Origin of the sequence: Psychrobacter sp. TAE2020, assembly GCF_018919485.1 — a bacterium.
Taxonomy (GTDB): domain Bacteria; phylum Pseudomonadota; class Gammaproteobacteria; order Pseudomonadales; family Moraxellaceae; genus Psychrobacter.
In genome coordinates this window covers 1,899,543-1,914,824 of the sequence record NZ_JAHLMU010000001.1, presented here as the reverse complement: position 1 = coordinate 1,914,824, position 15,282 = coordinate 1,899,543, and the positions used below count along the sequence as shown (strand labels likewise).

At 42.2% G+C, this 15,282-nt stretch carries 16 protein-coding genes; 13 read left to right on the top strand and 3 right to left on the bottom strand.

Annotation, left to right across the window (positions count from 1 at the left end):
* Positions 1-136: 136 nt before the first annotated feature.
* From mazG to yjgA, 8 genes are all read left to right on the top strand, one after another.
* A complete protein-coding gene (gene mazG, locus KPY62_RS07785; RefSeq protein ID WP_216581496.1) occupies positions 137-1,024 on the top strand; it encodes a nucleoside triphosphate pyrophosphohydrolase in 888 nt (295 codons plus the stop codon).
* On the top strand, positions 1,014-1,406 hold the full coding sequence (locus KPY62_RS07780) for a ComEA family DNA-binding protein (RefSeq protein ID WP_216581495.1): 393 nt from the start codon (positions 1,014-1,016) through the stop codon (positions 1,404-1,406). The genes mazG and KPY62_RS07780 overlap by 11 nt, the downstream gene beginning before the upstream one ends.
* 161 nt (positions 1,407-1,567) lie before the next feature.
* On the top strand, positions 1,568-3,883 hold the full coding sequence (pcnB, locus tag KPY62_RS07775; protein WP_216581494.1) for a polynucleotide adenylyltransferase PcnB: 2,316 nt from the start codon (positions 1,568-1,570) through the stop codon (positions 3,881-3,883).
* Between the two features lie 44 nt (positions 3,884-3,927).
* Positions 3,928-4,467: a 2-amino-4-hydroxy-6-hydroxymethyldihydropteridine diphosphokinase gene (gene folK, locus KPY62_RS07770; RefSeq protein ID WP_216583244.1), complete on the top strand. Its 540-nt coding sequence runs from the start codon at positions 3,928-3,930 to the stop codon at positions 4,465-4,467.
* A gap of 33 nt (positions 4,468-4,500) precedes the next feature.
* Complete coding sequence (panB, locus tag KPY62_RS07765) at positions 4,501-5,301, top strand: 3-methyl-2-oxobutanoate hydroxymethyltransferase (protein ID WP_216581493.1); 801 nt, start codon at positions 4,501-4,503, stop codon at positions 5,299-5,301.
* A 61-nt stretch (positions 5,302-5,362) separates the two neighbouring features.
* Positions 5,363-6,238, top strand: coding sequence for a pantoate--beta-alanine ligase (gene panC, locus KPY62_RS07760; protein ID WP_216581492.1), 876 nt, complete (start codon positions 5,363-5,365; stop codon positions 6,236-6,238).
* A 142-nt stretch (positions 6,239-6,380) separates the two neighbouring features.
* A complete protein-coding gene (rapZ, locus tag KPY62_RS07755) occupies positions 6,381-7,334 on the top strand; it encodes an RNase adapter RapZ (RefSeq protein ID WP_216581491.1) in 954 nt (317 codons plus the stop codon).
* Between the two features lie 196 nt (positions 7,335-7,530).
* Positions 7,531-8,040, top strand: a complete 510-nt coding sequence (yjgA, locus tag KPY62_RS07750) for a ribosome biogenesis factor YjgA (RefSeq protein WP_201621604.1) — start codon at positions 7,531-7,533, stop codon at positions 8,038-8,040.
* A 157-nt stretch (positions 8,041-8,197) separates the two neighbouring features.
* Here yjgA and KPY62_RS07745 read toward each other — a convergent pair whose 3' ends face one another.
* Positions 8,198-8,818, bottom strand: a complete 621-nt coding sequence (locus KPY62_RS07745) for a thiol:disulfide interchange protein DsbA/DsbL (RefSeq protein WP_216581490.1) — start codon at positions 8,816-8,818, stop codon at positions 8,198-8,200.
* A 393-nt stretch (positions 8,819-9,211) separates the two neighbouring features.
* Between KPY62_RS07745 and ubiG the strand changes: the two genes are divergently transcribed.
* The 5 genes from ubiG (at position 9,212) to KPY62_RS07720 (ending at position 13,184) form a co-directional block, all read left to right on the top strand.
* Entirely contained in the window at positions 9,212-10,084 is an 873-nt protein-coding gene (ubiG, locus tag KPY62_RS07740; protein WP_216581489.1) for a bifunctional 2-polyprenyl-6-hydroxyphenol methylase/3-demethylubiquinol 3-O-methyltransferase UbiG, read from the top strand.
* Positions 10,085-10,164: 80 nt separating this feature from the next.
* Positions 10,165-10,875 carry an HAD family hydrolase gene (locus KPY62_RS07735; RefSeq protein ID WP_216581488.1) on the top strand — a complete coding sequence of 237 codons (711 nt, stop codon included), beginning with the start codon at positions 10,165-10,167 and terminating at the stop codon, positions 10,873-10,875.
* Between the two features lie 136 nt (positions 10,876-11,011).
* Positions 11,012-11,836 (top strand): YciK family oxidoreductase, encoded by an 825-nt coding sequence (locus tag KPY62_RS07730; RefSeq protein WP_228730621.1) that lies wholly within the window; start codon positions 11,012-11,014, stop codon positions 11,834-11,836.
* Between the two features lie 153 nt (positions 11,837-11,989).
* Entirely contained in the window at positions 11,990-12,784 is a 795-nt protein-coding gene (locus tag KPY62_RS07725; RefSeq protein ID WP_216581487.1) for a substrate-binding domain-containing protein, read from the top strand.
* 133 nt (positions 12,785-12,917) lie between these two features.
* The gene (locus tag KPY62_RS07720; RefSeq protein ID WP_216581486.1) at positions 12,918-13,184 is read left to right on the top strand and encodes a DksA/TraR family C4-type zinc finger protein; all 267 of its coding nucleotides are present in this window, start codon (positions 12,918-12,920) and stop codon (positions 13,182-13,184) included.
* Positions 13,185-13,293: 109 nt separating this feature from the next.
* Here the strand turns inward: KPY62_RS07720 and KPY62_RS07715 are convergent, their stop codons facing one another.
* Both KPY62_RS07715 and ompR read right to left on the bottom strand, forming a co-directional pair.
* Positions 13,294-14,445: a CobW family GTP-binding protein gene (locus KPY62_RS07715; RefSeq protein ID WP_216581485.1), complete on the bottom strand. Its 1,152-nt coding sequence runs from the start codon at positions 14,443-14,445 to the stop codon at positions 13,294-13,296.
* Positions 14,446-14,469: 24 nt separating this feature from the next.
* Positions 14,470-15,228 carry a two-component system response regulator OmpR gene (gene ompR, locus KPY62_RS07710; RefSeq protein WP_228730620.1) on the bottom strand — a complete coding sequence of 253 codons (759 nt, stop codon included), beginning with the start codon at positions 15,226-15,228 and terminating at the stop codon, positions 14,470-14,472.
* Between the last annotated feature and the right edge of the window lie 54 nt (positions 15,229-15,282).

The window sequence follows — 15,282 nt, the reverse complement described above, 5'->3', positions numbered from 1 at the left end:
GGTAAAAGCCTGTCTCTAGCTTAGCTTATTTAGCGTAAGTTTACTGTATTTGCTAGCTATAATAATGAGTTTCACAGCCTTTGTTTACCTTGCTGTCTTTTATAAAAAATTAACTAAAAACATATGAGTAGCTTTTATGACTGAGCAAAATATCATTAGCGTACCGATGCCAGTACAAGGAACTCCTGAGGCTAGTGGCGAATTAACTGACTTGTTAAGCTTGATGGCACGGCTGCGTGCGGATTGTCCATGGGATCAAAAGCAGAGCAATCATAGCCTAATACCTTATGCTATCGAAGAAGCTTATGAGCTGGGCGAAGCGGTACAAGCTGATGATGATGAAGATATCAAAAGTGAGCTTGGTGATGTTCTGCTACAAGTTGTTTTTCATTGTCAGCTCTATGCTGAGCAAGGTCGTTTCGATATCAGTGATGTCATAAGCACTTTACAACAGAAGCTGATTCGTCGCCATCCACACGTGTTTGAAGCCGAAAATCTGGCGGATGAAGCGGCAGTTAAAGTTCGTTGGGATGAGATTAAAGCTGAGGAGCATCAGGCTGCTGCTGCTCGCGGCAAACCGCATCGTCGGTTGGATGCCATAAAAGCTGGTAGTGCCTTGATGCAAGCACAAGAGGTACAAAAACAAGCAGCAAAGTTAGGCTTTGATTGGCCAGGCATTGAAGGGGCGTTCGATAAGCTTGATGAAGAGATTAACGAATTAAAAGCGGAGGTTAGGGACAAGTCAAAATCGGCGGCTAAATACAATATAAGCGAAGCCAATATAAGCAAAGCCAACATTAGAGACATCGAAAAAGAGCTTGGCGACTGTTTTTTTGGCTTAGTCAACGTGGCACGTAAATTAAACTTAGACGCTGAAGCCGCAGCACTTACTTGCGTGCACAAATTTAAATCACGCTTTGCTTATATCGAAACCCAATTAGAGCAAGTAGGTAAAAGTGTAGAAGATAGTGATTTAACTGAGATGGATAGGCTATGGGAGGCCGCCAAACAGTATGAATGCTGAGAAGAGGTCGTTTTATAAGTTTAGTTTAACTAAGTCAGCTGCGCCGGCTTGGTGCTTAGCTTTTGCCTTAGTTTTTAGTTTAAGTACAGTTGTTAATAAGGGACAAGCAGCACCTTGTTTCGATAATGCGCAGAATGCCTATAATTATTTGTTAACCCAAGAAGATTTAGAAAACCAAGCACTAAGCCAAAATAGCGTTAACATCAATCGTGCTAGTGAAGGTGAACTGACATCGCTAAAAGGTATTGGTAGCAGTAAGGCGCAAGCTATCGTCTTATACCGTGAAATGTTTGGCGACTTTAAAAGTATTGACGAATTGGCAAAAGTAAGGGGTATTGGAGCTAAAACCATAGAGAAAAATCGGTCCCGTTTACAACTATAGAATTAAATATCTTTTAACTGACGATAATTTTGACAAAATTGCATGTAAGTAAATATCTAAATACACCCACCGTGCATAAAATTTGTTAAACTAGCAGGTACATCCGCCTGACAAACGCTGTGTTGGTCAGGGTGGTTAAGAATATGGCAAGGAGTAGATGCATGGCCGAGCGTGCCGCCAAGCAGTTAGAACTGAATAAATCTGAATTACCTAATTCCATTACTGAAGTAATTGCCACTCTATCCCGAGCTGGGTTTGATGCCTATATTGTCGGCGGAGGAGTGCGTGATACCTTATTAGGACTGCGTCCAAAAGACTTCGACGCGGTTACTGATGCCAAGCCACATGAAATCAAAGATGTGTTTGGTAAGCGTTGCCGCATTATCGGTCGCCGCTTTCAGTTGGCGCATGTGTATTCTGGACGTGAACTGATAGAAGTTGCTACTTTTCGTGGTCCACCCAATAATGATTCCAATACCAATCAAGACGGTATGATCATACGTGATAACGTTTGGGGCGATATCAAACAAGATTTCTCTCGTCGTGATTTCTCTATCAATGCGCTGTATTATCAGCCGCTCAAAGGCGTAGTCCATGATTTTTGTGGCGCTCTTGATGATATCGATAACAAAATAATTCGGTTGTTGGGCAATGCGCCAGTACGTATTGAAGAAGATCCGGTACGTTTACTACGGGCCTTACGTTTCAAAGCGAAATTAGGTTTTGAATTCGATAAAGAGTTAGCCGAGCAGTTTCATGATGGCAATTGGGCATTGTTGGAGCAAATATCACCGCATCGTCTTTATGATGAAACTCAGAAGATGTTTACTGGTGGTTATCTAGTACCGTTGTTACCTTTATTGTTTGAATCAGGTGCCATTGATAGCCTTATCATCTATCCACCTGCTGACCCGAGTCCATTAGTGCAGCAAGTAGCTATTAATACAGACAAGCGTATTGGTGCCGGCAAAAGTATCAATCCAGCCTTCTTTTATGCCGCCTTGCTGTGGGAAAATTATTTACACCAGTTAGAAAAAGCTAAAAAACGCAATATGCCATTCGCTGAAGCACAAATGCAAGCGGCTGGTAAAGTTATTGATCGTCAACGTATCAAAACCGCTATTCCTAAATTTGCTGAGCAGTTCATTCGTGATATTTGGTTATTGCAGCCAAAACTTGCCGCGCCGCGTAGTAAGCAAATAGAGCAGTTGGCTGAGCATCCGCGTTTTCGTGCTGGCTTTGACTTCCTATTATTACGTGAGCAATGTGGTGATGCTGAGCATCCGCTGTCAGAGTCAACCAATGATATGGGGGACTGGTGGCAGACTTATCAGACTTTGTCTGAGTCGCAAAAACAACAAGCAATCGAAGATTTTGATGAAAATATTCGTCGTGGAGCTTATAAGCAAGCGAAGAATGGGCCCCGTGGTCGCGGACGTAATCGTCAAAATCAACAAGATAGTAGCGATAACGAGCAAGCACAGCCAAGCGATATTAACAGTCAAAACAACAGTAGTAAAAAAGAGCAATCGATGACTAATGCGCAGCCTCCAGCTATTAATGACGCTTCAAACGTACCTTCACGTCGTCGCCGTCGTACTGATAATGTCTCTGAGGTTTTGGTAACAGCGCCGCAAGCTAATGCTAGTTTACAGTCGCCGTCGCCACAATCTGAACCGTCAAAATCCCGTCATAGCAACAGGTCTGCTAATAAGCTGACACCGCGACAGAAGCATGATAGTAATGAGCTGGCACAATTACAGCAGCTATCATTGGCTTATAATAGTGCTGAGTCTAATACAGACCAAGCCTCTAGCCCTGCGCCCCTGTTTGTGATCGAGCATGATAACGTCGTTCCACCATTGAAAAAGCAACTGGCAGAGCAAACGCAGAAGCCTAATGCTAATATCAATAGCCGTACTGATACTAGTGCTAATGACAGTAATAGTGTTAAACAAAAAGCGGCAGTATCTAAAGTTAAGCCTAAGCTACAACCTAAGCCAGAGCAAAAACCGAATCAAAAGTCAGCTAAACCTGTAGCTACTGAAGAAAAAGCTAAGCGCCCCTTGGCTTCTGTAACAGAAACCCAAGTAGCGCAAACGCCAAAATTGGTTAGTACTAATAATGAACCGATACCGTATCAGCGTCGTCGTCGTCAGCCAAGTACAGTAGAGGCAATGCCTACGGTTAATGGGTCAGCTACTGGTTATGAGAAAAAATTACCTAAAGTAGTAGCGCCAGTCGATACTGAATCCAAAGCTAATTCTAAGCCTAAGTCTAAGGAAACAACTGCCAAGCTAGCTGAAGGCAGTAAAATCGGTGACCAAACTAAGCCCTCTAAAGTAGCTTCTGAAAAACAGGCTAAGGTTAGCGATAAAACAGCTAGCAATAGTAATGTTAAAGGCGCTGTACCTTCAAAGCGTCGCCGCCGTCAGCCTAGTACTGATATTACGGTGACGGAGCAAGAAGGTAAGTAATGCTCATAAAAGCTAAGGCAAATACGGACGGCATTGCTAGCAGTATGAACGCCGAGGCTAGCAGTTGGATTAAATGCTATTTAGGCTTGGGTAGTAACTTGGCCAATGACTTAGGCTCACCAACTGAACATTTGCAGCAAGCGTTGAGTGCTCTACGTCAGTATAAACAGATTCGCGGGGTAGAAGTTTCTTCGTTTTATAGCTCGGCGCCGATGGGACCGCAAGATCAAGCTGATTTTGTTAATGCTGTGGCGGGACTTGAGACTACGCTGGCGCCACTTGAGCTGCTTGATGTTTGTCAGCAGCTAGAGCAAGGAGCTAAGCGCGCGCGTCTGAGACACTGGGGTGAACGTAGCCTAGATGTAGATATTCTACTTTATGGTCAACAGCAAGTGAGCGAGCCGAGCTTGATAGTGCCACATGTTGGGCTAAGCGAACGCAATTTTGTCTTAGTTCCATTGCGAGAACTGGCGCCGGAACTGATGATTTTACAGCAGTCTATTAGCGATTACCCTTTAAGTGTAGACTGGACAGCGCTACAGCGTCTAGATGATCCTAAGCTGCGTTTAGATGATTCTGAGTAATACCCACATTAATAAAGCCTTATCGAGGGTCATATGACGACTTTATCGACTTTAAATAAGTTTAAAAAAGACGGTATCAAATTTACTTGCCTAACTTGTTACGATGCTATGTTCGCACGAATGATGGACAAGGCACAGATAGATACTATCTTGATTGGTGATAGCTTAGGCATGGTGGTACAAGGCCATAACTCGACTTTACCAGTTACGGTAAGCGATATGGCTTATCACACTGCTAATGTCGCTCGTAGCAACAAGCAGGCATTGATTTTAGCTGACTTACCCTTTATGAGTTATGTTACCTTAGCCGATGCCATCGCTAATAGCCGTCAGCTGATGCAAGCTGGTGCTCATGTGATCAAGGTTGAGGGCGGTAGTGAGCTGTGTGATTTAGTAACTACGTTAGCCAATGCCGGTACACCAACTTGTGTGCATTTAGGGTTAACCCCGCAATCAGTCAATGTCTTTGGAGGTTACAAGATCCAAGGACGTACTGATGATACTGCGGATAAATTACTAGCTGATGCGCAAGCGGTAGTAGCTGCTGGGGCGGCGCTGTTAGTACTAGAGTGTGTTCCTGCTAAGCTTGCCAAATTAGTAACAGCGACCGTTTCGGTGCCAGTCATTGGCATAGGTGCTGGCGCAGATACTGATGGTCAAGTACTGGTCATGCATGACATGCTAGGAATGGTGCACGGACGAGTACCGCGATTTGTCCATGATTTTTTGACCGATGTGCGCAATAGTGATCATAGTATTGAAGGGGCATTTGCCTTATATCAGCAAGCAGTACGTGAAGGCAGTTTTCCTACTGAGCAGCATCAATTTAGTTAATGGCTGATTGCTGCTATTATCTGGATTAACTTTTTATAGCACCGTATAACAAGAGTTTATAATGCCTATTATTCATCACCATATTGACTCTTTGCGCGCAGCTTTGCAGCCGTATCGCAGCGAGCAGCGCATTGCTTTAGTGCCAACGATGGGCAACCTGCATCAAGGGCATTTGCAGCTAGTAAAGCTGGCCAAACAGCATGCAGATATTGTAGTGGTCAGTATTTTTGTCAATCCTACTCAGTTTGGTGTAGGAGAGGACTTTGATAGCTATCCACGTACCCTTGATGCGGACGTGGCCATGCTAGCTAGTGTTGGTGCTGATTATGTCTTCGCACCTAGTAGTGATGAGATATATCCAGTGCTACCATCAGCGACTGCGATTACTGCTGGTGCTATTACTAGTCAGTTATGTGGCCAGTCACGACCAACCCATTTCGATGGTGTGGGCATTGTGGTGGCTAAGCTGTTCAATATTGTTCAACCTGATGTATCGATATTCGGACAAAAAGACTATCAGCAACTAGCTATTATTAAACAATTAGTTCGTGATTTGAGTTATCCAATTGCGATTATTGGAGCGCCTATAGTTCGTGCCACTGATGGTTTGGCTTTATCCTCGCGCAATCAATATCTCAATAGCGATGAGCGCCAGATAGCGCCTATTTTGCATAGTGAGTTAAAACGCCTAGCGCAGCAACTGAGTGAGGCGTCAAACTATAAGTCCGTACTGCAATCACTGTTAATAGATAGTACTAAACGTATTACTGACGCAGGTTTAGTCATTGATTATCTAGAAGTAAAAACTACCGATCTTGCAGCTATAGACACCCAAGATTCACAGCTTACTAATGGCCAAGATTTAATTATTTTAGTCGCTGCTTGGTTAGGTCGTGCTCGTTTATTAGACAACCAGTTACTGACAGTCAAACCTTAATAATTAACTGTTTTAATAGCTATGCTCTATTATCAATCTACAATTTAGCTTTCTATAAATTTAATAGTTATAAGCAAATAAGTAAGAAATAGATAGGGTATAACAGTGATTCAATGGACTTAATAAGACAGGGTAATGAGTCATGGAAGCAGCAGATAAAGCTCAACAGCAGAGTACAGTAGTAGCCTCGGATTCAGAAGATGCTATCAACGTATTGGTCATTTCTGGTCGTTCAGGATCAGGCAAAACTTCAGTATTAAATATACTAGAGGATTTGGGCTATTATTCTATTGATAATTTGCCGTTATCCTTAGTCCCTGAAGCAGCACATAAGCTGATTAGCGAGAGCGGTATCAAACGTATTGCTCTAGGTGTTGATATTCGCTCACCGCGTGCAGACTTATCGAATTTCTCTGCCATACACGATACTCTAAAACAGACTTATGATGAAAAAAACGTGCAAGTGATCTATGTCACTGCACAAGAAGGCACCCTAGTTGCACGCTTCAATGCTACTCGTCGTGTACATCCGTTAATGGCACAAGATGGTGAAGATTCGGAGCATACTAGCTATAACTTGCCGGCTGCTATCAAAAAAGAGGTTGAGTTATTACAGCCTATTGCTAGTCACGCCGATATTATTATTGATACTACTAAGCTGAATATCCATCAATTAAAAGAGCGTCTACGTGAACAAATAGGTGCTGAAAATAAAATTGTCATTAATCTATTATCTTTCGGCTTTAAGTATGGCAGTCCTATTGATGCCGACTTTGTATTTGATGTTAGGATTTTACCCAATCCGCATTGGAATCCTGCGCTGCGTAGCGCTACTGGACTCGATGGTGAAGTGGCAGAGTTCTTTGCTGATTATCCTGAAGTTGCAGAAATGACGGATGATATCGATAAGTTTCTAAATCGTTGGCTACCAGACTTCTTGCATAATAATCGTCATACAGTGACTATAGGTATAGGCTGTACTGGTGGCAAGCATCGTTCAGTATTTATCACTGAACAGCTACGAAACAGGCTGGCTGCTAGTTTACCAACAGAGTTAAAGGTCATTGCCAAGCATCGTGAAAAGAGTCGTTGGTAAGGGACAGTTGCTAACCGTTGCTGATACTTAAGAATAGCTTTGACTAAGCGGTAAATTATTTTTAGTTGAGCTGGCAAGTATTAGCATTAAGCAGCTTCATTAAATATTTTCATGAAACGCTATTACTAGATATTATGATTAATATTGAAATCATTTTTTAACTACTATTTTTTAACTACTATTTTAGAGAGCTTATATGATTGACTGGTCAGAACAGGACATGCGAGTTTCGCGCACTGAACTAAAAAAAGCTCATGAGCGCTTACAAACATTATCTATACCGCTATCAAACTTGTCAAAAAAGCAGCTAAAAAAAATTCCTGCCAGTGAGTACTTTATGGCAGAGTTGATGGCCTTAGCGGATATCACTAGTGCCACTGCTCGCATTCGTCAAACTAAACGTGTTGGTAAGCTTATCAGTGAAGAGAACCGTCATGAGCTAGTAAAAGCGCTGTTTGAGGCTCATTTTGCTAGTGAGCAAGTGGCTAAAATTGAGAGCTGGCATAGCCGATTAAATATCAACGACGAAGGCACCCTTAAGCAGTTTGTGAAGCAATATAAAATCTCTGAGCGCAATAGTCTTTATCAGCTATTATTATGGATTGAGTATGCCAAACATAATCAAGATGATGAGTTGATGGCGGAGTCTAAAGAAGACCTAGTAAGCTACATCCGTGAAGTCGCTATTTTATCTGATCTTAAGTAGTCCTGACTTTATAGTATAATTAGTTAGCCATACAAGTAAACATAAAAAAGCCAATCATAATAAAATGATTGGCTTTTTTACTGAGTTAACCGTTAACTCGTTAGACTCTCGACTGATTATATAGCGTCTTATTATTTAACTAGCCTACTGAGGACAATTATTTCTTTTCAGCACGAACTTTATTGACTAGATAATCGACTACTTTAGGGACTTGAGCACTTTCACCCGTGACTACATATTTACCTTGTATGACTACGGCAGGTACGCCACTCAACTGATAGCGCTTGGCTCCAGCTTGCGAACGACCTATTTTGGTGCCCACAGCGAAAGAGTTATATAGACTATTGAATTTCTTTTGGTCAACGCCTTGAGAAGCATACCATTTGCTCAATGACGCTTGGTCAAATGGCTGTTTATTATCTTTATGAATAGCATTGAATAGGGCATCATGAGTTTTGTCTTCATAGCCTAATAATTGTGCAGCATAGAAACCGCGAGCACTAGCTTCCCAAACAGGATTTAGAGCTGCTGGAGTCTTAAAGAAGGCCACATCTTTAGCTTTGGTTGCTGCCCACTTTTCCATAAATGGGTTTAAGGTAAAGCAGTGTGGACAGCCATACCAAAAGAACTCACGTACAATGATAGCATTACCGCTAATTTTTTCTGGATTATCAAGTACACGGTAATCCTTACCAGCCACGTAGTCTGCTGCTTGTACGCTCATAGTAGTAAGCCCAATAGCAAAAGCCAAACCAGTCAATGCGATAACACGTTTCATAATTATTCCTTCAGATACTTAAGGTGTGAGTGCTTAATATTAGCTTTAAGTTATAAAAAGCTTATTTGGAGAGTAGTAGTAAGAAATGGCTAACAGCTAGGTGTAATCTGCCTATAATAACGTAAAACGAGGTCAGTTGTTAACCGTATTCTTAACCAAAAGTTGCAAAGGTGTAGCCACTATTTAGAGCTGCTTATGGTGATGGGCTAAAGTTAGTAAGTTAATGACAGTTCTAGTCGAAAAAAACTGAGTGGTAATGCATCAATAATAACCTACACAAACCGTCACTATGTGTTCACAACAAAGCGGTCATGGTCATGCTAACATTGAATGACTATGCAACATATATAATTTTAATGACCCTATTTATTAATGAAACTGAAGGAAAATGCTATGAGTTCAGTTGTACCTCCTAACGCTACTGTAAACGATGCCAATGTAAAGCATACCAATACCGATGTAAGCAGTCATGATAATGCGAATTTTTATGGATCAGCCACTACTAATGTAGATCCTAGTGAGGTTGATAAATTTAATAAACTGGCTACTGAATGGTGGGATAAAACCGGCGCATTTGCAACCTTGCATGAGATCAATCCACTGCGCCTTAATTGGATAGAGGACAATATAAAAAGTGGTTATCAGACCGATACGTCCAACTTAGCCGCAGATCAGACTACAGCACAGTCAGGCTTGTCAGGCAAAAGAGTAGTTGATGTAGGTTGTGGCGGTGGTATTTTATCTGAGTCTATGGCGCGTCGTGGAGCACAAGTAATAGGCATTGATTTGGGTACTGAAAACCTAAAAGCTGCTAGCTTACATGCTGAGCAAAGTGACCTGACTGAGACTCTAAGTTATAAACATATTGCGGTTGAGCGCTTTGCGGCTGAACATACTGGCCAGTTTGATGTAGTGACTTGTATGGAAATGCTGGAGCATGTGCCAGACCCTAGCGCTATTGTACAAGCTTGCTTTGATATGTTGGCACCTGGTGGTGTTTGCGTGCTCTCTACTATTAATCGCAACCCTAAGTCTTACCTGTTCGCCATTATTGGTGCTGAGTATGTCTTACGCTTGCTAGATCGTGGTACTCATGATTACGCTAAATTCATCACTCCAGCTGAGCTTGATAAGATGGCTGCCACTGCAGGATTTACTCGTCAAGATATCATCGGCCTACATTATAATCCAATCACTAAGCGCTATTGGTTGGCGCAGAATGTCGATGTAAATTATATGATGGCAGTACAAAAGCCTTTGTCTTAGGCCTAATATCGTTCTGCTATAGTATGAAAACATAGTAAATATTCTGAAACGTCACTTTTAATAAAATAAGATCTATTCTCATGACCAATTTTGTAAAAGCAGTACTATTTGACCTCGATGGAACTTTAATTGACACTGCTGCTGATTTTGTACGCATTATTGGCAAAATGAGTGATGAAAATAATTGGCTAGCACCTGCTGAAAGTGATATTCGTGAGCAAGTATCTGCCGGTGCTTCTGCTATGGTACAGCTGATGCTGCGCTATAATCAGCAGTCAGAAGTGACTGAGGAGACTTTGCTCGCTTTTCGTCAGCAGTTTTTAGACGATTATGAAGCGGATATTTGTGTCGATAGCTGCTTGTTTGATAATCTTCAAGAAGTATTGGCTTTTCTGGAGAGCAATCAAGTGCCTTGGGGCATTGTTACTAATAAACCGCGCTATCTAGCGGAACAGTTATTAGAGAAGATGCAGTTAACTGAGCGCTGTACGGTGCTAGTGTGTCCAGATGATGTGTCACGGCCTAAGCCTGATCCAGAACCTATGTACTTGGCATTGGAGAAATTGGGTATACCGCGAGGTGGTGCCGCTAGTGTGTTGTACGTAGGCGATCATATTCGGGACATCGAGGCTGGTAAGGCGGCTGGCATGCCAACTATTTTGGCGGCTTATGGTTATATCCCGCCCCAAGATCAAAAAACACTTAAGAAGTGGGGTGCTACTTATATTGTCGAGACTCCTATGCAGTTGAATCAACTGCTACTCAGTTCCGGCAAGTTTGATTATTTATAAACTTGTAAGCTATAAGTCATAATTTATAGGATACTAAGTTATAACCTCACCAGCTTATAACTTAGTACCTTTAAAAATTAGTATTATTTTACTATATAATTGACTTCTTTTATAAACCCAAGCAATGAGCCAGGCTATGACCAACTATTCTAATAAACAGGCTAATCAAGCTTCTAGTCAAACCATCAGCAAACCACTAACCTCTGAGGGGGTTCGTAACTTTGTCGCTACAGAAGGATGCCTAAAGGGCAAAACTATCCTGGTAACAGGGGCAGGGGCAGGCATTGGCAGAGTAGCTGCTCTAAGCTATGCTCGTTATGGGGCAACGGTGCTACTCTTAGGTCGTACTAGCAGTAAGCTGGAAGCAGTCTATGACGAGATCGAGAGCAGTGGCGGTCAGCAGCCAGCTATGCTACCGATGGATTTAGAAAAGGCAAGTTATGCAGAAATGCAGCAGTTAGAAGGCCTGATTAATAAAGAGTTTGGTCAGCTTGATGGAGTGTTACATAATGCCGGGATACTCGGTGAGCTAACCCCACTTGAGATGTATGATGTCGATATCTTTGCTAAAGTCATGCAAGTTAACTTCACCTCGACATTTATGCTAACTCAAGCCCTATTACCTCTGCTTAAAGGCGCCAAAAATGCTTCTATTATCTTCACTTCTAGTACAGTAGGTACTCATCCACGTGCATTTTGGGGTGCTTATGCACTCTCTAAACAAGCGCTTGAAGGTATGAGTGATATCTTTACTCAAGAGACTAAGAACACCACCAATTTGCGTTTTAATTGCATTAATCCAGGCGGTACACGTACTAATATGCGTGCTCATGCCTTCCCAGGTGAAAGCCCTCTGAGTCTACAGACTCCTGAAGACATCATGGCAGGCTATTTGTGTCTGATGAGCGATGCCAGCATCGGGATACGTGGGCAAGTAGTAGCATTACAGCCGAAGGACTAACAATTAAGCGCAATCAGTATTTGAATAACAAATCAACCTGATTTGGACAACCCTTACAGATGTAATAATAGTTTGCTGGTCATTACAGCTTAGCTGAATGTTATGTTGATTTTTAATCGAAACTATTAATAATCCTAATTAAGGGTAACCCCCATGAAAAAAATTATCTCCGTTGCTGTTCTGCTACTAGGGTGTACTTCAGCTTTTGCCCAAACAGCACTTTTTGATTCCTCCATAGAACACAAACCTAAGGATGGTGTCATTAAAATATATGGTGCAGGCGGACCCCATACTGCTTTGAGAAAAGTTGCCGACTTATGGGAAAAGCAAAGTGCAACGAAAGTTGAGCTAATTGCAGGTCCTGAGAGTCGTTGGTCTGCTGCTGCACAAGCTGATGCTGACGCTCTGTGGGGAACTTCCGAGCAAGCCATGACCGCTTTTCTTGAAACCTATAAAACTTTTGATCATGAGAAAGTTATTCCTATATATATTAGCCCAACGGTCATAGCCGTACAAAAGGGCAACCCCAAAAATATACGTGGATTTGATGACTTGTTAAAAAAAGACGTCACAATAATCGTCACTGACGGTAAAGGTATATACAATACCTCTGGAACGGGAACTTGGGAAGATGTTGCAGGTCGCAAAGGTAAGTTAAGCGACATCGCTGGTTTTCGAAAGAATATTGTAGGGTATACGCTAGGTTCTGGCGCCGGCTTTAAAGCATTTAAAGAAACCAAGGCAGATGCTTGGTTAACTTGGCCCAATTGGCCTATTAGCAATGCTAAAGATATGGATATGGTTTACATAGATAAAGATAGAGTGATCTGGCGTGATCTAAACATGGTAGTGTCGCCAAAAGCTGATCCTCAAACACAAGATTTCCTCGACTTTCTGATCACCGAAAAAGCCCAAAAAATCATGAAAACTGAAGGCTGGCAACGTTAAATAAACGAATATAATTATCAGTGTTAAGTTAAGATTCTGGCTATTGAATTAAAGTTATCTAACCCCATCTAGTTGTTATAAAACACATTAATTTTGATATATAGCTATAGAATAAATAACAAAGGATAAAATTATGGCAGGTGGATGGTCAAGAGACGGAGCTGAGCACGAGCAAATGGATGCTACAATTAATGATGCACTAGATCGAGTACGTAGCTCATTACCAAAAGGGGAGAGTGCTGAGTTCTGTGACGAATGCGGTAACCCTATTCCAGAAGCACGTCGAATAGCAGTAGCGGGCGTGCAGCATTGTATTGGTTGTCAGACGGAGCTTGAGAAAGAGGCTAGAGCTGCCGAGCTATTTAACCGACGCGGTAGTAAGGACAGCCAGCTGCGCTAATAGCTGCTTAATCCTTATAAAAAAGCCAATGCGGCTATCGATAATAGATAGCAACATTGGCTTTTTTACAATCTAGTTTTCCTCAATAACGGATGAGACTACTAATGGATTAGACTAATAGGGCCGTTAATTCACTATTCCAAGTATCCCAAGTTTCGTGCTGCTCAACTTTGTCCTGAGTTGAGTCAGTATCAACTGCTAAAATAATCTCTAAACGATTATCCAGCTGGGCATGGCTAGTTTCGATAGACAGGCTATCAGGAGTAAAGTTGAGTTGTAGCCAACCTTCAGTAGTATTTATAAGCCCTTTAATACGTTGCCAGTTAGGCAGTTGTAATAACCATAGCTTAAGCTTAGCAAAGTCGAATATCGAAGCTGCAGGCAAGCGCCAACCGCCTACAAGCATATCCTGCTGCTGATCATGATAGTGATAAGGTGGCTGATCAGCTACAACTTTGTGGTCATGGTTACTAGAGCTTTTAACTACGGCAGGGTTTAGGAGACTTGAGTTTATGCGAGTTGAGTTTTGATTGGCAGTGGCTGATTTATTAATAATAACGCTTAGCTGTGTTAATGGCATTATCAGCTCTGATAAGTAACGGTCAAAATCAACGTTAGTTTTAGAGTCAATACTATCAATACTATCAATTTTATCCTGAGGTGCCGGTTTAGCCCAAATTATTTGGCTATGAGCATTGAGGGTGCTAATCCATGCTTTAAGCGCTAATAGCTCAGCTTTATTTAATTGTTGGTAGCGATTAATCACTAATACATCAGCGGCCGCAACGTGCGCTTGATAGCCAGTATGACTACGATATTTAGGGTGTTGCCATTGGAGCGCATTGAATACCGTAACCACCGCTTGCATAGATAGCGCTGTTTGCCAGTGTGGAGCATTTAATTGGCGCAGTAACTGGCGAGGATGGGCAAGTCCAGTGGGCTCAATAATAAGGCGCTGGGGATGCTGCTCAGTTAATAGACGGCTCAAGGCAACCTGTAAAGGTAATTGACTAGTACAGCAAATACAACCACCGCTGACTTCACTAATAGCAATATTGCTTTTAGCCTCATCCTGGCTTTGTGCGTTTGCTAATAACGGCCCGTCAATACCAATACGTCCAAACTCGTTGATCAGTAAGGCCCAACGCTCATCGATTGGCTTAAAAGTTAACAGCTGGTTGATAACTGTAGTCTTCCCAGAACCCAAAAACCCTGTCACTAAAGTACAGGGTATATTTTGTAGGATAGATAGTTTGCTCATAGGCACTGCGCTATTAAACTAAAGTTATTCAGTTTTAGCGGCTTCTGGCTCAGCCTCGTCAGGAACGAATACATAGCCCACGCCCCAAACTGTTTGAATATAGCGTGCTTGTGAGGGATTATCCTCAATCAGGCGACGTAGACGCGAAACTTGTACATCGATAGATCGTTCCATAGCGCCCCATTCACGGCCTCGAGCTAGATTCATTAGCTTATCACGAGTCAAAGGCTCGCGTGGATGCTGCACTAAGGCTTTTAGCACTGAAAACTCACCAGTAGTCAAAGTCACTACATTGCCATCACGCTTTAGAGTACGAGTAGATAGATCTAGCGTCCATGGACCGAATTCGACCACTTCTAGCTGATAGCTAGGCGCGCCTGGCAGTTCACGATTTTGACGGCGCAATACTGCTTTGATACGGGCCAGCAACTCTTTAGGGTTAAAAGGCTTTGGTAGATAATCATCAGCGCCCGCTTCTAAACCAGCAATACGATCAGCATCACCACCTTTAGCAGTCAACATAATAATCGGGATATCGCCGTTATCTTCACGTAAGCGCTTACAGATGGTGATGCCATCCTCGCCCGGTAGCATTAGATCTAATACTACTAATGAAAATAGTTCACGCTGCATCAATTTGTCCATTTGACTGCCATCATGCGCGGTACGGACTACAAAGCCATCATCTTCTAGGAAGCGTTGTAGCAAAGAGCGTAAACGAGCGTCATCATCGACGACCAAAATGCGCTGAGTCATAGTATCGGAACTTTTATTTTCAGTCATGAATAGATCCTTTATTGAGCGTTATTATTGTTAAAGACTTGCTGATTGGTAGTT